The following is a 15,536-nucleotide window of genomic DNA, read 5'->3' on the forward strand; positions in this document are numbered from 1 at the left end:
CGGCGCTACCGCTCAACGCTTCGGTTGAAAAACTCAGGACGTCATCCGGTCCCAGAAGCCCTTCACGCCATCCATGAAGGTGGCCGACTTCGGCGAATGCTTGCGCGCCTCCTCGCCGACGAAGGTGGCTTCGAACTGTTCCAGCAGCTTGCGCTGCTCAGGGGTGAGGTTGACCGGAGTCTCCACCACCACGCGGCAGTACAGGTCGCCCTCGCTGCGGCTGCGCACCGAACGCACGCCCTTGCCGCGCAGGCGGAACAGCTTGCCGGTCTGGGTCTCGGCCGGAATGCGGATCTCCGCTTCGCCGCCGAGGGTGGCCACGCGCACGGTGTCACCCAGTGCCGCCTGCGAGATGCGGATCGGCACTTCGCAGTGCAGGTCGTCGCCATCGCGCTGGAAGATCGCATGCTCGCGCACGCGCACTTCCACGTACAGGTCGCCCGGTGGCGTACCGGCCGGACCGGCTTCGCCCTCGCCCTGCAGGCGGATGCGGTCGCCGGTATCGACGCCGGCCGGCACCTTCACCGACAGCACCTTGTCTTCCTCGACACGGCCGTTGCCGTGGCAGGTCTTGCAGGGCTTGGCGATGATCTGGCCACGGCCGCCGCAGTTGTGGCACGCCTGCTGCATGGCGAAGATGCCGCGCTGGATGCGCACCTGGCCGCGGCCATGGCACACATTGCAGGTTTCGACCTTGCCATCTTCCGAGCCACTGCCATCGCAGTCGCCGCACTCGGCCAGGGTCGGAATCTCGATGCGGCGCTCGACGCCGCGCACGGCTTCTTCCAGGTCCAGCTCCATCACGTAGCCGATGTCGGCGCCGCGACGCGCCTGGCGCGGACCACCGCCACCGCCGCCAAAGATGTTGCCGAAGATATCGCCGAAGATATCGTTCATGTCCGGGCCGCCCGGCCCGCCGCCGCCCATGCCGTGCTCGAACGCCGCGTGGCCATGGCTGTCGTACATGCGGCGCTTGTTGCCGTCGGACAGCACTTCGTAGGCTTCCTTGCACTCCTTGAAGGAGGCTTCGGCCGCCGCATCACCCGGGTTGCGGTCCGGGTGGAACTTCATCGCGCAGCGACGGTACGCCTTCTTCAGCTCGTCGTCGGTGGCGGTGCGGGCAACGCCCAGCACTTCGTAATAATCGCGCTTGCTCATATCGTGGATCTGGTTCCGGAAAGTCGGGATTCGTCAAAGCGGAAGAGCGGAACCAGGTCCGCTCTTGCGTCGGGCGCCCCGACACGCCGGTGGGCGGTCAGGACCCTGATGCGACAACGGGACGCTGGTGGCCAGCGTCCCGTGTCGGTCCGGATCAGGACTTCTTGTCGTCCTTGACTTCGGTGAACTCGGCGTCGACCACGTCGTCCTGCGCCTTGCCGGCATTGCCGGCGTCGGCACCCGGGGCACCGCCCTGGTCGGCCGAAGCAGCGGCGAACAGCGACTGGCCAGCTTCTTCCAGTGCCTTCGACTTGGCTTCGATCTGTGCCTTGTCGTCACCCTTCATCGCGGTTTCCAGGTCGGCCAGGGCCGCCTCGACCTTGCCGATGACATCGCCACCGACCTTGCTGCCGTGCTCGGTGATGGCGCTGCGGGTACCGTGGATCAGGGCGTCGGCCTGGTTGCGGGCCTGCACGAGTTCCTGGAACTTCTTGTCTTCTTCGCGGTTGGCTTCCGCGTCGGCGACCATGCGCGCGATCTCTTCCTCGGACAGACCCGAACCGGCCTTGATCTCGACCTTCTGTTCCTTGTTGGTCTTCTTGTCCTTGGCCGACACGTGCAGGATGCCGTTGGCGTCGATGTCGAAGGACACTTCCACCTGCGGCAGGCCACGCGGGGCCGGCTCGATGCCGGACAGGTCGAACTTGGCCAGCGACTTGTTGAAGCGGGCCTGTTCGCGCTCACCCTGCAGCACGTGCACGGTCACGGCCGACTGGTTGTCCTCGGCGGTGGAGAACACCTGCGAGGCCTTGGTCGGGATGGTGGTGTTCTTCTCGATGATCTTGGTGAACACGCCGCCCATGGTCTCGATGCCCAGCGACAGCGGGGTCACGTCCAGCAGCAGCACGTCCTTGACGTCGCCGCCCAGCACGCCGCCCTGGATCGCCGCACCCAGTGCCACGGCTTCGTCCGGGTTGACGTCCTTGCGCGGTTCCTTGCCGAAGAACTCGGTCACCGCCTGCTGCACCTTCGGCATGCGGGTCTGGCCGCCGACCAGGATCACTTCGCTGATGTCGCTCGAACGCAGGCCGGCATCGTTCAGGGCGACGCGGCACGGCTCGATCGACTTCTTGATCAGGTCGTCCACCAGGGCTTCCAGCTTGGCGCGGGTCAGCTTGATGTTCAGGTGCTTCGGACCCGACGCGTCAGCGGTGACGTACGGCAGGTTCACTTCGGTCTGCTGGGCGCTGGACAGCTCGATCTTGGCGCGCTCGGCAGCATCCTTCAGGCGCTGCAGGGCCAGCGGATCCTTGCGCAGGTCGATGCCCTGGTCCTTGTTGAACTCTTCAACCAGGTACTCGATGACGCGGTTGTCGAAGTCTTCGCCACCCAGGAAGGTGTCGCCGTTGGTGGCCAGCACTTCGAACTGCTTTTCACCGTCGACGTTGGCGATCTCGATCACCGAGACGTCGAAGGTGCCGCCGCCCAGGTCGTACACCACGATCTTGCGATCCTTGTTGTCGCCCTTGTCCAGGCCATAGGCCAGCGCGGCCGCGGTCGGCTCGTTGATGATGCGCTTGACGTCCAGGCCGGCGATGCGGCCGGCGTCCTTGGTTGCCTGGCGCTGGCTGTCGTTGAAGTAGGCCGGCACGGTGATGACCGCTTCGGTGACCTTCTCACCGAGGAAGTCCTCGGCGGTCTTCTTCATCTTTTCCAGCACCTTGGCCGAGATTTCCTGCGGGGCCATCTTCTTGCCGTCGCTGGTGGCCACCCAGGCGTCGCCATTGTCATGGGCCAGGATGCTGTACGGGACGTGCGCGATGTCCTTCTGCACTTCGGCGTCGGTGAACTTGCGGCCGATCAGGCGCTTCACCGCGTAGAAGGTGTTCTTCGGGTTGGTCACGGCCTGGCGCTTGGCCGAGGCACCGACCAGGACTTCGCCGTCCTTGGTGTAGGCGACGATCGACGGGGTGGTGCGATCGCCTTCCGAATTCTCGATGACGCGGGCCTTGCCGCCGTCCATGATCGCCACGCACGAGTTGGTGGTGCCGAGGTCGATACCAATGATCTTGCCCATGGGGGAGACTCCTGAGGATGCTTGTTGGTGTCAGTCCGGCCGTTCGGCCGGTGGATGAATACGATGTGGGGGAGGCTCGTGGAACATTCAAGCCATCTCCCGAACGCTGTGTTCAGCGCCTGGAAAACCTTGCCAGGCATGGCCTGGCACAACCGGGACCGGGCAAAGCCCGGCCTGGTCCATCAATCGGCGGCCACCACCACCAGCGCCGGCCGCAGCAGGCGCTCGTTGAGCAGGTAGCCCTTCTGGAACACGGTCACCACGCTGCCCGGGGCGGCGCCCGGCGTCGGCACCTGGCTGATGGCCTGGTGGTGTTCCGGGTTGAACGGCTGGCCGATCGGGTCCAGCAGGACCAGTCCGTTGTCGGCGGCCACCTTCAGCAGCTGCTTGTAGGTCAGCTCCAGGCCTTCGCGCAGCGGGTGCGGGTCGTCGCCGGCGGCCTTCAGGCCGGCATCCAGGCTGTCGAACACGGGGAGCAGATCGCCCAGCAGCTTCTCGTTGGCGAACTTGCGGGCCTGTTCGATGTCACGGGCAACGCGCTTGCGCTGGTTCTCCAGGTCGGCGCGCTCACGCAGGGCATCGGCCTTGACCTGTTCGATTTCGGCGCGCAGGCGCTCGACTTCGTCGTTGACGCCGGCGGTGGCGGCCGCATCGGCGGCACTCTGCTGGGATTCGATATCTGGCTGTTCGTGGTTCATGTCTGGGTCCCTGGCGGTCAATCTCCGCCTCCACCCACCCTAGTGTGGGCGGGATGCTGCGTTTCAAGCGTCGGATGTTCCCGGCGGGCGGCCGGCTGGCGAAAACGCCGCGCCCAGTACATCGGCGGTAGCCTGGACCAGCGGGATCACGCGGTCGTAGGCCATCCGCTTGGGGCCGATCACCCCCAGCACGCCCAGCACCTGGCCATTGGCCGTGTAGGGGGCAGTGACCAGCGAGACGCCCTGCAGCGGCATCATCCCGGTCTCCTCGCCGATGAAGATGCGCACGCCGGGCGCCTGGATGGTCCGCTCCAGCAGCTGCAGGATCTCGCGCTTGCTGGAGAACAGCTCGAACAGCTCGCGCAGGCGCTCCAGGTCGGACAGGTCCTGCACCCCCATCAAGCGGGTCTGGCCCGCCACCAGCATGTCGTCGGCCGCCGGCTGCAGGGCCTGCTCGGCCAGCTCGATGCTGTGCGCCAGCAGCTGTTCCAGCTCGGAACGGGCATCGCGCAGTTCCAGCAGCAGGCGGGTGCGGATCTCGGCCATCGGCAGGCCGGCGAAATGGGCATTGAGGTAGTTCGCGACCTGCTCCAGCTGGCCCGGCGCGAACTCCTGCCGGGTCTCGATGACGCGGTTCTGCACCTCGTTGTCGGCAAACACCAGGATCGCCAGCACCCGGCGCCCGTCCAGCGCCACGAAGTCGATCTGGCGGAAGGCGAACTGCTCGCGTCGCGGCGCGCTGACCACGCCGACGAAGTGGCTCATCGCCGACAACAGCTCCGAGGCACTGCCGAGCAGGGCCTGGGTGCTGCCGCCGCCAGCCAGTTCCTGGCGCAGCCGGGCCAGTTCGCCCTCGCCCGGCGGCTGCATCTGCAGCAGGCTGTCGACGAAGACCCGGTAGCCATGTGCGGTCGGGACGCGCCCGGCGGAGGTGTGCGGCGAGGCCAGCAGCCCCAGGTCTTCCAGGTCACCCAGGATGTTGCGGATGGTGGCCGGACTGACCTCCAGCCCGGCCACGCGCGCCAGCGTCTGCGAGCCGACCGGCTCGCCGTCCTGGATGTAACGCGCGATCAGCGTGCGCAGCAGATGGCGCGCACGCGGGGCAAGCTGGTCGGGAGAACCGTGCATGGAATCAACCTGTGAGACACGGACACTAGATAATGGCGGCGCATCACCTTGGCAAGTCATTGGACCTCCCTCGCCCGCGTGCTAGCGTTGCGCGGCTGCTGATACCCCCCTTACCCATGCTCAGACATCTTTCGATCAAGGATTTCGCCGTCGTCCGCGCCACCGAACTGGAGTTCGGGCCAGGCATGACCGTGGTTTCAGGCGAGACCGGCGCCGGCAAGTCACTGATGGTCGACGCGCTGGGCTTCCTGTCCGGCCTGCGCGCCGACAGCGGCGTGGTCCGCCACGGCGCCGCGCGCGCCGAGCTTTCGGCCGAGTTTGCGCTGGAGCAGCTGCAGGCTGCACGCCAGTGGCTGGCCGACAACGAGCTGGACGACGAGGAGCAGTGCCAGCTGCGCCGGGTCATCCGCGCCGATGGCGGTTCGCGGGCCTGGATCAACGGCCGCCCGGTGACCCTGGCGCAGCTGGGCGACCTGGCCTCGCTGCTGGTGGAGATCCACGGACAGCACGAACAGCAGGCCCTGCTGACGCGCCCGTCGCAGCTGGCCCTGCTCGACGCCTATGCGCGCAACGAGAACGAACGCCGCCAGGTGCGACGCGCCGCCGCGGCCTGGCAGGCATTGGTCGATGAATCGCTGGCGCTGTCGCAACAGGGCGACGTCAGTGACCGGATCGGCTTCCTGGAGCACCAGCTGCGCGAGCTGGACCGTGAAGACCTGGAGCCGGAGTCGATTGCCGCACTCGGCGCCAGCCACCGCCGCCAGGCCCATGCCAGCGCCCTGCTGAGCGCCTGCCAGGTCGCCAGCAACCAGCTCAACGGCGACGACGGCAGCTCCGCGCTGGACCTGCTGCAGCAGGTGCGCCACGAGCTGTCGCGCCTGATCGAGCACGACCCGCGCCTGGGCGAGGTGGATGGCCTGATCGAGAACGCTTCGATCCAGCTGCACGAAGCCCTGTCGCTGCTGGATCGGGTGCATGACGACCTCGACGCCGACCCCGAACAGTTCGAGGAGAACGAGCGCCGCCTCGGCCGTCTGCACGACCTGGCCCGCAAGCACCGCGTGCCGATGGACGAGCTGGGTGCGCAGCGCGAGCGCATGCACGCCGAAGTGGAACAGCTGCGCGGCGCCGACGAACGCCTGCAGCGCCTGGCCGGCGAGATCGACAAGGCCGCCGCCGCCTGGCGCGCACAGGCCGAAGTGCTGACCGCCAGCCGTCGCAGCGCTGCTGCCGAGCTGTCGGCCACCACCACTGGCATCATCGCCGAGCTGGGCATGGGCGGCGGCCGGTTCCTGATCGAGCTGGAACCGCAGGACGCCGGCAAGCCCGACCCGCAGGGTGCCGAGCGCGTGGAATTCCTGGTCGCAGCCAATGCCGGCCAGCCGCCGCGCGCCCTGCGCAAGGTGGCCTCCGGCGGCGAACTGTCACGCATCTCGCTGGCCATCGAAGTGGCCGCGCTGGACCTGGATGCAGTACCGACCATGGTGTTCGACGAAGTCGACTCCGGCATCGGCGGCGCGGTAGCCGACATCGTCGGCCAGAAGCTGCGCGCGCTCGGCGAGAAGCGCCAGGTGCTGTGCGTGACCCACCTGCCGCAGGTTGCCTCCAAGGGCCATGCCCATTACCGGGTCAGCAAGGCCCCGGTGGAAGGCATGACCCAGAGCGCCGTGGAAAAGCTGGACAGCAAGGCGCGCGAGGAAGAGCTGGCGCGCATGCTCGGCGGCGTGGAAGTGAGCAAGGAAGCGCGCGCCGCCGCGCGCAAGCTGCTGCAGGTGTAACGCCGCCCGAGCCGGGCATAGGCCCGGCTTCCGCGCGGTAGTGCCGGCCGCTGGCCAGCAACCCAACACGGGTGGGCGAAGATCGTGAGGTTGCCGGCCAGCGGCCGGCACTACCCCCGTGGCTGCGTCAGGTCGACGTTCTCCACCAGGAAATCAAGAAACGCGCGCACCCGCAGCGGCAGGTAGCCGCCCTGCCCCAGGAACACCGCGTGCACCTCTTCCAGGTCACCGGGGTTGGCCTCTTCCAGCACCGGCAGCAGGCGCCCGGCGGCAATATCCTGCTGCACCTGGAATGCTGCCAGCCGCGCCATGCCCAACCCACCCAGCACCAGCTGGCGCAGCGCATCGCCGTTGCTGGCGCGCGCGTTGCCACTGGGCAGCAGCATGCGTTCGCGCCCGTCCTGCAGCAACGGCCAGCCCTGCATCGCGCGCGCATGGCCGATATCCAGCCGGTTGTGCGACTGCATCTCCTCGGCGTTGCGCGGCAGTCCATGCCGCTGCGCGTAGGCGGGCGCAGCCACGATCATCATCCGCGTCGCGCCCAGCCGCCGCGCCACCAGGCTCGAGCTCTTCAGCGGACCGGCCCGCACCGCCACGTCGGTGCGCTGCTCCAGCAGGTCGATCACCTCGTCGTTGAGGGTCAGGTCCACGCCTACCTGCGGATTGCGCTGCAGGAACGCCGGCAGCAACGGCAACAGGAAATGCTGGCCGAACGGCACGTTGGAATTGACCCGCAGGCGTCCACGCGGCTCGGCGTGAGCACTGGCGCAGCGCTCGGCCTCGTCCAGGTCGGCCAGCACGCGCAGGCCGCGCTCGTAGAACGCGCAGCCCTCGGGAGTCAGCTGCAGCTGGCGGGTGGAACGCTGCAGCAGGCGCGTCCCCAGCCGTTGTTCCAGCCTCGCCACCAGCTTGCTGACCGCCGACGGGGTCATCTCCAACGTTCGGGCGGCTGCGGAAAAGCCCCCGGTCTCGATCACCCGCACGAACACTTCCAGTTCGCCGGATCGGTTGATGTCGGAGCGCGCCATGGCAATGAATCCAGTTCATAGATGATTGTCCATGCGCAGTCTAGTTCACAGATGAGCACGGAATCACCATGGCCTTCCCTCCACCCGGGATTGCCCGATGAATCGTTTCAGCCAGTTCGTCACAACCGCATTGATCGGCCTGTCCAGTGCCGCCAGCGCCGCCAGCGACGCCCCTGCGCCACACTGGGTCGCCAGCTGGCAGGCCAGCCCGCAACCGGTCTGGGGCGCGGAATTCCTGTTTCCGACCCTGGTCCCAGCCGCTCTGCAGGACCAGACCTTCCGCCAGACGGCACGTATCAGCCTGGGCGGGCCCCGGCTGCGAGTGCGGCTGAGCAATGCCTACGGCACTCAACCACTGCGGATCGGGGCGGCGAGCGTGGCCGCCCGGGCGGGGGACACCCCGCAGCCGCTCAGTTTCGAAGGCCAGCCCGGGGTACTGATCGGCCCCGGGCAGGAACGGCTGAGCGATCCGCTGCCACTGGCCACGGCTGACCGGCAGGCGCTGCAGGTCAGCGTCTTCGTGCCGGGGCCGATGCCGGTACAGACGTTCCATTGGGAGGGCAGGCAGACCAGTTGGATTGCGCCTGGCGACCAGAGCCAGGCCCAGGCACTGAGCGGGGCCAGCAGCACCACGGCCCGCCTGTTCCTGGCCGGCATCGAGGTCGAGGCGCCGACCAGCGCACGCAGCGTGGTGGTGATCGGCGATTCGATCACCGACGGCGCCACCGCCAGCCTCGACCAGGACCAGCGCTGGACCGACCATCTGGCCGCGCGTTTGGCACCGCGGGGCATCGCCGTGGTCAATGCCGGCATCTCCGGTGGCCGCCTCTTGCGCGACGGCATGGGGGAATCCGCGCTCGCCCGCTTCCAACGCGATGCACTGGATCAGCCTGGCGTGTCCAGCGTGATCGTGCTGATCGGCATCAACGACATCAGCTGGCCCGGCACCGCCTTCGCCCGCAAGCAGGCGCGGCCCACGCTTGCCGAGCTGCAGGCAGGCTACCGCGCCCTGGCCGAACAGGCCCATCGGCGGGGTCTACGCATCCTCGGCGCCACCCTGATGCCGTTCGCCGGCGCCCTGCCCGGCACGCCGCTGGACGACTACTACCACCCGGACAAGGACGCCGTGCGCCGCCAGCTCAATGCCTGGCTGCGCACCGACGGGCCGTTCGACGCGGTGATCGACCTGGACGCGGCCCTGCGCGATCCGGCCGATCCATCACGGATGGCCGCTGCCTACGACTCCGGCGACCACCTGCATCCGGGTGATGCGGGGAACCGGGCGATGGCCGAGGCGGTGGATCTGAAGATCCTGCTGGGTCGCAAGGGGTCAGAGCCCTTTGCTCGTGCAAAGGGATCCGACTCCGCGGGGCGCCCGGGCTCAGAGCCCTTTCCTGAAGGGAACAGGCCCTGACCCCAGCAACGAAAAACCCCGGGCAGGCCCGGGGTTTCGTCGCATCTGGCTGGCCGGATCGGCTTACTTGCGCTTCTTGCGCACGTACAGCACCAGCGAGTGCTCTTCCAGTTCGTAGCCGTGGTCGGCTGCGATCTTGCGCTGCAGCTCCTCGATCTCATGGCTCTCGAACTCGATGATCTTGCCGCTGTCCACGTCGACCATGTGGTCGTGGTGGCCGCCACGGTCAAGCTCGTAGACCGCCTGGCCGCCCTCGAAATTGTGCTTGAGCACGAGGCCGGCGGCCTCGAACTGGGTCAGCACCCTGTACACCGTCGCCAGGCCGATCTCGTCGCCATGCTCCAGCAGCTGGCGGTAGATGTCTTCGGCGGTCATGTGGTGCTGGGCATTGCGCTGCTCGAGCAGCGCCAGGATCCGCATCCGCGGATGGGTCACCTTCAGGCCGACTTTACGCAGGTCGTGGGTTTCCATAGGTCTCCGTTCATTGGCGATTTAGCGCCAGCTGCCTCGGATTGGGTCGCGGTGGCACGCCGGGAGTGTATCATCGGTTTGATTTCCCCAACCGCCAGTCCCGATGCGCAATCTCCTGTTGGTCGCCGCCGTCGCCCTGTCCACCACCGGGTGCGGCATCATCTACAAGCAACCCATCTATCAGGGCAACCTGATCCGGGAAGATGCCGTGGCCAAGCTGCAGGTCGGGCAGAGCAAGCAGCAGGTCACCGCGCTGCTGGGCACCCCGTCCATTCCCGATCCGTTCCACGCCCAGCGCTGGGACTACACCTCCAGCCAGCGGGTGAACCGCCTGGGACGTACTGAAGTGAAGAACTTCGTGGTGTTCTTCGAGAATGACACCGTGACCCGTTGGGAAGGCGATTACTTCCCGGGCAACGACAAGGCCCTGGCCCAGCAGACCGTGCGCCAATTCGGCCGCAACCTGCCGAAGGACAAGAAGAAGAAGGGCCGCTGAGGCCCTGCCCGTCCCCACGGACGGGTTGCGGGCATCAACCGCCGAGCGCGCGTCGCCGGCGGTTGTCCTTGGGGTCGGCCAGCAACGGGCGTAGCAGCTCAATGCGGTCACCCTCCAGCAACACCTGCTGCGGGCGCGCCAGTACGCCATGCACGGCCACGGCCGGGCATCGGTCACTGCCTTCCAGCGCGGCGGCGGCAATGGCATCGGCCACGGTCGCGCCCTCGTCCAGCTGCAGCCGGCGCGACAGCACCTGCTGCGGCCAGGCCAGCACCACCTCGACCTCGATCATCGCTCAGGCCTCGTCGGCGACGCGGACGAAATCATTGACCATCCGATCGGCCAGACCCTGGAAGCCGATCGCCAGGGCCGGCCCCAGCAGGCGCGAGCTGGGCTCGAATTCCAGGGTCAGGGTGACCTTGCAGGCGTCCTCGGCCAGCGCATGGAATTCCCAGCGGCCGTGCAACTGCTTGAACGGGCCATCGCGCAGCTGCATGTCGATGCTGTGCGGGCGCTGCAGGGTGTTTTCGGTCTGGAACCAGGTGCTGAACGAACCCAGGCCCAGGTCCAGGCGCGCCACCAGCCGGTCCTCGCCCTGCTCCAGGATCTGGGCAGCCGAGCACCAGCGGAAGCGGCGCGGATAGGCCTGGACATCGTTGACCAGGTCGAACATGCGCGCGGACGAATGTTCGACCAGGGCGCTGCGGCGGATAGTAGGCATGAATACAGGACGTTTCGGCAATCGACCGGGCGGGCCCGAATCGGAGACAATACGGAAATGAGCAAGAACAGCGGCAAGGATAAAGCAAAGAGCGCGACGGCCAACAAGACCATCGCGTTGAACAAGCGTGCCCGCCACGAGTACCACATCGAAGAACGCTTCGAGGCCGGCCTGGCACTGCAGGGCTGGGAGGTGAAGTCGATCCGCGCTGGCCGCGGCAACATCATCGATGCCTACGCCTACGTGAAGCACGGCGAGATCTTCCTGATCGGCGCCCAGATCACCCCGTTGATCCAGGCCTCCACCCACGTGGTGGCCAACGACCGCCGCGAGCGCAAGCTGCTGCTGCACCGGAGCGAGATCGACAAGCTGGTCGGCAAGGTCGAGCGCGATGGCTACACGATCGTGCCCACCGCGATGTACTGGAGCAAGAACAAGATCAAGCTCGAAGTCGCGCTGGCCAAGGGCAAGCAGACCCACGACAAGCGCGATGCCGCCAAGGACCGCGACTGGGCGATCGAGAAGCAGCGCGTGATGCGTCGCGGCAACCGCGACGCGTAACGCCGCTGCGCATCACCCTGTAAAGCCGAGCCATGCTCGGCTGCCTTGGTCTTCTGTAGAGCCGAGCCATGCTCGGCTCCGGTAAGAAAAGCAGTCGAGCATGGCTCGACGCTACAAAAGGCGGGTCACCCTGCCAGCATGCCCTGCCCGCGCATGCGCGGCGCCAGTGCCGCGTGCATCACCGCCAGGTGCATCACCACCGCCAGTTCCGGCGCGTAGCGGTCATCGCCCTCCCGCCACTGCTGGGCCAGCTGCGCGGCATCATCGGGCAGCAACGACAGCAACTGGGCATCATCCAGCGCATCGGCGGCGCCCTGCAGCTGGCGCGCCAACTGCCGCGACTGCCACACGTGCACGCCAATACTGAGACTGGCCAGCGACATCAGGACCACGGCCAGCCCGTGCTCGAACCACTGCGACAGCACTTCCGGGCCCCACAGCAGGGCCGCCAGTACGGCCAGGCCCGGTAGGCGCCAGCCGAGCCAATGGATGCGCCCGCGCTGCGACCAGTGCACCACCACCGCGCTGGCGACCAGTGCCGCTGCGGCCGTGGCCGGCAACTCCGTCACCCAGGTGGCCGCCAGCAGCACCGCCAGCACGGCCCAGACCCAGCCGGGCGGCAACGCGCGCCGCCGATAGTCGGCACCGACCGGCCCGATCAGCTGTCGCAGGCTGCGTTGTTGGCTTGCCTCGGTCACCCACAGTCTCCGTGTCTGTCTTGGCCTGGATCGTGATGGCCAGTGTGTCGCAAATTCGTGCCCATGACGTTACCAATCCGCTATGACGGCGGCTCTACAACGTGTTGTGGATTGCAAAGGTGACTGTTCAGCTGCTTTGCCGTAGCATTGCAACCGTTGGGCAGGCCCTGACCGTGGCAACGCGGGATCGGCCCTGTACCTTGCAGCACTGTAGAAACCGGGGGTGCATTGGTTTCGACGGGGGTTGTGAAGTCGCCTGGCGCATGCCGAGGGGGTAGCTTTCCTCGTAAATCCAGCTGCAAAACTCTAGTTGCCAACGACGACAACTACGCTCTGGCCGCTTAAGGCCTAAGCCTCGAAACCGCTTGTGTCCATGCTCGCGGTGTAGAGTCACTATCATGGAATCGCGCTGGGTGGCTGCCTGTCAGTCCGGCACTAGAACACAACAGGCTGGTTCCCGGATGCGCTTTGCACGCCGTGCTGTTCGGGGACGAGATCCAACGGTGAGCTAAGCATGTAGTGCTGGGGATGGAGTGCCTTCGGACGGCGGTTCAATTCCGCCCACCTCCACCATCTGTATGGCCTGTCGAGGCCGCAAGAAGCCGGATCTCCCGTCAATGGAGTTCCGGCTTTTTTGTTTTCCGAGGATGGCGCTTCCTCTGCTGTCCCGACATTCCCCGATGCCACCCGCATCGGGAGCCAGTCACAGAAGCTGAGATCCGGATCCAGTAGAGTCCCTGCGTCACACGACGTGACCCGAAACCTGAAAGGACATCAGATGAAGCGCATCACACTGTTTGTGGGCTTGGCCGTGGCGTTGGCACTGGGGCAGGCTTCCGCTGCCACGCCAGGCTCCCGCTATCTGCAGCTGGCCGCTGACCAGCGCGTACAACCCGGCACGGCAACCCTGCTTTCGAGCACCATCGATCTGAACGCCCCTGGATGGGTATACGTGCAGTCGGATGGACGGTACTTCCCTGGCGGCCGCTCTGCCGCCAACGCCTACATCACCATCAACGGTGAGGTGGTCTCCAACGACAGCTACATCGACTGGCGGCAGTCGACATCGGCCCAACAGCACTCCTTCAATGTCATCGGTGCCAAGTACCTGCCCGCCGGACACCATACGGTCAGCCTGGCCGGACAGGCCATCGGTTCGGCCGTCAATTTCGGCTCCGCCAGCAACCTTTCCGTGCTCATCACATCTGCAGGCTCGGTAACCAACAGCAGCCTTCCGAGTGACACCGCGCAGCTGGACTTCAATACCGTCGGCAGCCCTGAAGGAATGGCGTTGCAGGCCAAGGACCGCAAGCTGCTGATGACTGCCCAGGCCGGCAATCCCGGTGGCCCCATCGTGGCCATGGCTTCCGGCCGCGCGTTCGCATGGGGCAACTACGGCGATGGCATGATGGGAATTTTCCTGAACGAGCAGGAGCCCGGCATCGAATCGATGACCTGGTCGATCAATGACATCTTCAGTGGCGCAGAAACGCAGGCTCCCTTCTATTCGCAAGGCCTGTTCGTCAATCCGCCGGCTTACAGCACTGTCAGCTTCGTCGCGTCCGAATCGCCGTACTACCAGCCGCAGGACGCCAACACCAACAACGTAAAGTACAAGTTCGGCGCCAACTCCCGACTGGTGACGCTGTCCAACGGCTTTGGCGTGGTCGGAAAGGGGTTGAATCCTGGATTCAACTACGCCGCCGCAGGCCCCTACCGCCGCTTCGCCTACGTCTGCGTCGGGACCAATGGCTTCGCGCCGGGCTGTCCGTCAGCGGGCTCGCAGGTGGTCATTGGCGAGGGCCAGGTCTGCATTCCGCAGGGGCACAACGGCGTGGTGCTTTTCTCGACAAAGTCCCGCGTGCAGGGTGACCCGAACGACGGTGGCGGAAGCGTGTTCCTGTTCCTGAAGATCGATGGCCAGCAGGTGGGCAGCCTCGGCACCCAGCAGTTGGGCTCCAGACCGGACTCGGTCAGCACCCGTACCATCTCCGCCAGCTACCTGAGCGCGGGATCGTCCGCGCTGGGAACGGGCTGCCACACCGTGCAGGCCGTGGCCCAGGTGCTAGGAGATTTCCGCCACATGTCGCTCAATGCCGACATGCCGCTGGTCTGGTTCGACTGACCCATCACGCCGAATGTGGCCGGTGGCCGGGATCTGTTCGCCCCGCCACCGGCTATCCCGCGACACATTAAAGGATCTGCCATGAAAGCTCCCGTCGCTCTCACCCTGTTCCTCGTCACCCTCGCCGCAACCCCAGCCACGCACGCCGCGGCACCGGCCATCGCGCCCCCAGGCACCGCCACGCTGGAAGTCCTGCTGGCCTGCAAGGCCGGCTCGGACTTCAGCGAAGCCGACGCCATCGATGCACTGCAGGCCGCTGGCCTGGCCAGGAAACCGGGTGGCACCTTCGAGCCGGAGGACAAGCCGGTCGCCCTGTTCGGCGGTACCGTCACCAGTGCCGATGTGAACGTGGCCGAGGGCGAGAAGAGCCTCTTCGTCTACTTGAACGGCGTTGATTCCAAGCGTCTGGCCAAGGCATGGTCAGTAACCACGGTCAACGAGCACGCCAACACGGAAGAGCCTTCATACGTGAAGGCCATCGACAAGCGCCACACCCTGCACGTGATCGCAGGCGACGACTACGAAGGCTATTCCGCTGCCGTCAAGTGCCAGATCTCTCGATAACGGGTGATGCCCGCTACAGCCAACGCCGCACACGTTGGCGGAACATCGGATACACGTCGGGGAAGCGGGCCAGCAACGCCCGCTCTTCCGGCATGATCTGCAACCAGGTGATGTAGAGCACGAACAACGGCACAGCCAGCAACGCGATCGTGTTCTGCAGGTACCACATTGCGCCAGTGAGGATCGTTGCCTGGCCCAGATACATCGGATTGCGCGTGTAACGGTACATGCCGCGCGTGACCAGCGCGCTTGATGCCGAAGGGCGCAGCGGATTGACCATGGTGCGCGCCCGCTGGAACGCAAGCTTCGGCAGCAGGTTCAGCGCCACACCGATCCCCATCACCCCGCCTGACATCAGCGCCCGCATCGGCAGTGGCAACACCGCCTCCGGCCACAGTCGGCTCCCAAGCCAGCCGATCCCCGCGCACAGCAGCATCACCAGCGGCGGCGGGATCCGGGTCTCAAGCCACCTCATCGCAGTCCCTGCATCGCTGCATTCACCCCAGTGTCACACGGAACCGGCTGAATCGCTTGGATGGCAGCGCCTGAGCCCCGCAAACCGACCGCCCGGTATCTTCCGCTTTGACATGCCGACCGCTAGAGTGGCGCCACCGCGCAG

16 protein-coding genes and 1 other RNA gene are annotated in these 15,536 nt (G+C 66.4%); 7 read left to right on the forward strand and 10 right to left on the reverse strand.

Annotation, left to right across the window (positions count from 1 at the left end; translation table 11 throughout):
* Positions 1-33 precede the first annotated feature (33 nt).
* From dnaJ to hrcA, 4 genes are all read right to left on the reverse strand, one after another.
* Entirely contained in the window at positions 34-1,158 is a 1,125-nt protein-coding gene (gene dnaJ / locus AC5P8Y_RS13135; RefSeq protein WP_005409242.1) for a molecular chaperone DnaJ, read from the reverse strand.
* 154 nt (positions 1,159-1,312) lie between these two features.
* Positions 1,313-3,235, reverse strand: coding sequence for a molecular chaperone DnaK (dnaK, locus tag AC5P8Y_RS13140; RefSeq protein WP_005409241.1), 1,923 nt, complete (start codon positions 3,233-3,235; stop codon positions 1,313-1,315).
* A 182-nt stretch (positions 3,236-3,417) separates the two neighbouring features.
* Positions 3,418-3,933, reverse strand: coding sequence for a nucleotide exchange factor GrpE (gene grpE / locus AC5P8Y_RS13145; protein ID WP_005409240.1), 516 nt, complete (start codon positions 3,931-3,933; stop codon positions 3,418-3,420).
* 63 nt (positions 3,934-3,996) lie between these two features.
* On the reverse strand, positions 3,997-5,061 hold the full coding sequence (gene hrcA, locus AC5P8Y_RS13150) for a heat-inducible transcriptional repressor HrcA (RefSeq protein ID WP_005409239.1): 1,065 nt from the start codon (positions 5,059-5,061) through the stop codon (positions 3,997-3,999).
* A gap of 116 nt (positions 5,062-5,177) precedes the next feature.
* Here hrcA and recN point away from each other — a divergent pair, with 116 nt between their 5' ends.
* Complete coding sequence (gene recN, locus AC5P8Y_RS13155; RefSeq protein ID WP_164133492.1) at positions 5,178-6,839, forward strand: DNA repair protein RecN; 1,662 nt, start codon at positions 5,178-5,180, stop codon at positions 6,837-6,839.
* A 110-nt stretch (positions 6,840-6,949) separates the two neighbouring features.
* On the opposite strand, the gene AC5P8Y_RS13160 is transcribed toward recN, so the two are convergent.
* The gene (locus AC5P8Y_RS13160) at positions 6,950-7,867 is read right to left on the reverse strand and encodes a LysR family transcriptional regulator (protein WP_033834401.1); all 918 of its coding nucleotides are present in this window, start codon (positions 7,865-7,867) and stop codon (positions 6,950-6,952) included.
* A 97-nt stretch (positions 7,868-7,964) separates the two neighbouring features.
* Between AC5P8Y_RS13160 and AC5P8Y_RS13165 the strand changes: the two genes are divergently transcribed.
* A complete protein-coding gene (locus AC5P8Y_RS13165; protein WP_111188705.1) occupies positions 7,965-9,281 on the forward strand; it encodes an SGNH/GDSL hydrolase family protein in 1,317 nt (438 codons plus the stop codon).
* Between the two features lie 63 nt (positions 9,282-9,344).
* Here AC5P8Y_RS13165 and fur read toward each other — a convergent pair whose 3' ends face one another.
* Positions 9,345-9,752, reverse strand: a complete 408-nt coding sequence (gene fur / locus AC5P8Y_RS13170; RefSeq protein WP_005409235.1) for a ferric iron uptake transcriptional regulator — start codon at positions 9,750-9,752, stop codon at positions 9,345-9,347.
* A 103-nt stretch (positions 9,753-9,855) separates the two neighbouring features.
* Here fur and AC5P8Y_RS13175 point away from each other — a divergent pair, with 103 nt between their 5' ends.
* Positions 9,856-10,248: an outer membrane protein assembly factor BamE gene (locus AC5P8Y_RS13175; protein ID WP_005409234.1), complete on the forward strand. Its 393-nt coding sequence runs from the start codon at positions 9,856-9,858 to the stop codon at positions 10,246-10,248.
* Between the two features lie 34 nt (positions 10,249-10,282).
* Here the strand turns inward: AC5P8Y_RS13175 and AC5P8Y_RS13180 are convergent, their stop codons facing one another.
* Both AC5P8Y_RS13180 and AC5P8Y_RS13185 read right to left on the reverse strand, forming a co-directional pair.
* Complete coding sequence (locus tag AC5P8Y_RS13180) at positions 10,283-10,540, reverse strand: RnfH family protein (protein WP_005409233.1); 258 nt, start codon at positions 10,538-10,540, stop codon at positions 10,283-10,285.
* Positions 10,541-10,543: 3 nt separating this feature from the next.
* Positions 10,544-10,969, reverse strand: a complete 426-nt coding sequence (locus tag AC5P8Y_RS13185; protein ID WP_005409232.1) for a type II toxin-antitoxin system RatA family toxin — start codon at positions 10,967-10,969, stop codon at positions 10,544-10,546.
* A 57-nt stretch (positions 10,970-11,026) separates the two neighbouring features.
* On the opposite strand from AC5P8Y_RS13185, the gene smpB reads away from it, so the two are divergent.
* Positions 11,027-11,530 (forward strand): SsrA-binding protein SmpB, encoded by a 504-nt coding sequence (gene smpB, locus AC5P8Y_RS13190; protein ID WP_005409231.1) that lies wholly within the window; start codon positions 11,027-11,029, stop codon positions 11,528-11,530.
* A 125-nt stretch (positions 11,531-11,655) separates the two neighbouring features.
* Here smpB and AC5P8Y_RS13195 read toward each other — a convergent pair whose 3' ends face one another.
* Entirely contained in the window at positions 11,656-12,228 is a 573-nt protein-coding gene (locus AC5P8Y_RS13195) for a hypothetical protein (protein WP_033834399.1), read from the reverse strand.
* 219 nt (positions 12,229-12,447) lie between these two features.
* Between AC5P8Y_RS13195 and ssrA the strand changes: the two genes are divergently transcribed.
* From ssrA to AC5P8Y_RS13210, 3 genes are all read left to right on the forward strand, one after another.
* Positions 12,448-12,801, forward strand: a transfer-messenger RNA (tmRNA) gene (gene ssrA / locus AC5P8Y_RS13200).
* A gap of 61 nt (positions 12,802-12,862) precedes the next feature.
* The gene (locus tag AC5P8Y_RS13205) at positions 12,863-14,353 is read left to right on the forward strand and encodes a hypothetical protein (protein ID WP_180855062.1); all 1,491 of its coding nucleotides are present in this window, start codon (positions 12,863-12,865) and stop codon (positions 14,351-14,353) included.
* Between the two features lie 81 nt (positions 14,354-14,434).
* Complete coding sequence (locus AC5P8Y_RS13210) at positions 14,435-14,917, forward strand: hypothetical protein (protein ID WP_049404576.1); 483 nt, start codon at positions 14,435-14,437, stop codon at positions 14,915-14,917.
* 13 nt (positions 14,918-14,930) lie between these two features.
* Here the strand turns inward: AC5P8Y_RS13210 and AC5P8Y_RS13215 are convergent, their stop codons facing one another.
* Positions 14,931-15,392 carry a methyltransferase family protein gene (locus AC5P8Y_RS13215; RefSeq protein ID WP_049404577.1) on the reverse strand — a complete coding sequence of 154 codons (462 nt, stop codon included), beginning with the start codon at positions 15,390-15,392 and terminating at the stop codon, positions 14,931-14,933.
* Between the last annotated feature and the right edge of the window lie 144 nt (positions 15,393-15,536).

This window comes from Stenotrophomonas sp. YJH_SMC_12-1 (assembly GCF_059370935.1).

Bases quoted from the DNA above. Each gene is read 5' to 3' on its own strand.
- AC5P8Y_RS13215 (WP_049404577.1), bottom strand. From the start codon at position 15,392: ATGAGGTGGCTTGAGACCCGGATCCCGCCGCCGCTGGTGATGCTGCTG.
- fur (WP_005409235.1), bottom strand. From the start codon at position 9,752: ATGGAAACCCACGACCTGCGTAAAGTCGGCCTGAAGGTGACCCATCCG.
- AC5P8Y_RS13180 (WP_005409233.1), bottom strand. From the start codon at position 10,540: ATGATCGAGGTCGAGGTGGTGCTGGCCTGGCCGCAGCAGGTGCTGTCG.
- grpE (WP_005409240.1), bottom strand. From the start codon at position 3,933: ATGAACCACGAACAGCCAGATATCGAATCCCAGCAGAGTGCCGCCGAT.
- AC5P8Y_RS13160 (WP_033834401.1), bottom strand. From the start codon at position 7,867: ATGGCGCGCTCCGACATCAACCGATCCGGCGAACTGGAAGTGTTCGTG.
- smpB (WP_005409231.1), top strand. From the start codon at position 11,027: ATGAGCAAGAACAGCGGCAAGGATAAAGCAAAGAGCGCGACGGCCAAC.
- recN (WP_164133492.1), top strand. From the start codon at position 5,178: ATGCTCAGACATCTTTCGATCAAGGATTTCGCCGTCGTCCGCGCCACC.
- AC5P8Y_RS13185 (WP_005409232.1), bottom strand. From the start codon at position 10,969: ATGCCTACTATCCGCCGCAGCGCCCTGGTCGAACATTCGTCCGCGCGC.
- AC5P8Y_RS13165 (WP_111188705.1), top strand. From the start codon at position 7,965: ATGAATCGTTTCAGCCAGTTCGTCACAACCGCATTGATCGGCCTGTCC.
- dnaK (WP_005409241.1), bottom strand. From the start codon at position 3,235: ATGGGCAAGATCATTGGTATCGACCTCGGCACCACCAACTCGTGCGTG.
- hrcA (WP_005409239.1), bottom strand. From the start codon at position 5,061: ATGCACGGTTCTCCCGACCAGCTTGCCCCGCGTGCGCGCCATCTGCTG.
- AC5P8Y_RS13175 (WP_005409234.1), top strand. From the start codon at position 9,856: ATGCGCAATCTCCTGTTGGTCGCCGCCGTCGCCCTGTCCACCACCGGG.
- AC5P8Y_RS13210 (WP_049404576.1), top strand. From the start codon at position 14,435: ATGAAAGCTCCCGTCGCTCTCACCCTGTTCCTCGTCACCCTCGCCGCA.
- dnaJ (WP_005409242.1), bottom strand. From the start codon at position 1,158: ATGAGCAAGCGCGATTATTACGAAGTGCTGGGCGTTGCCCGCACCGCC.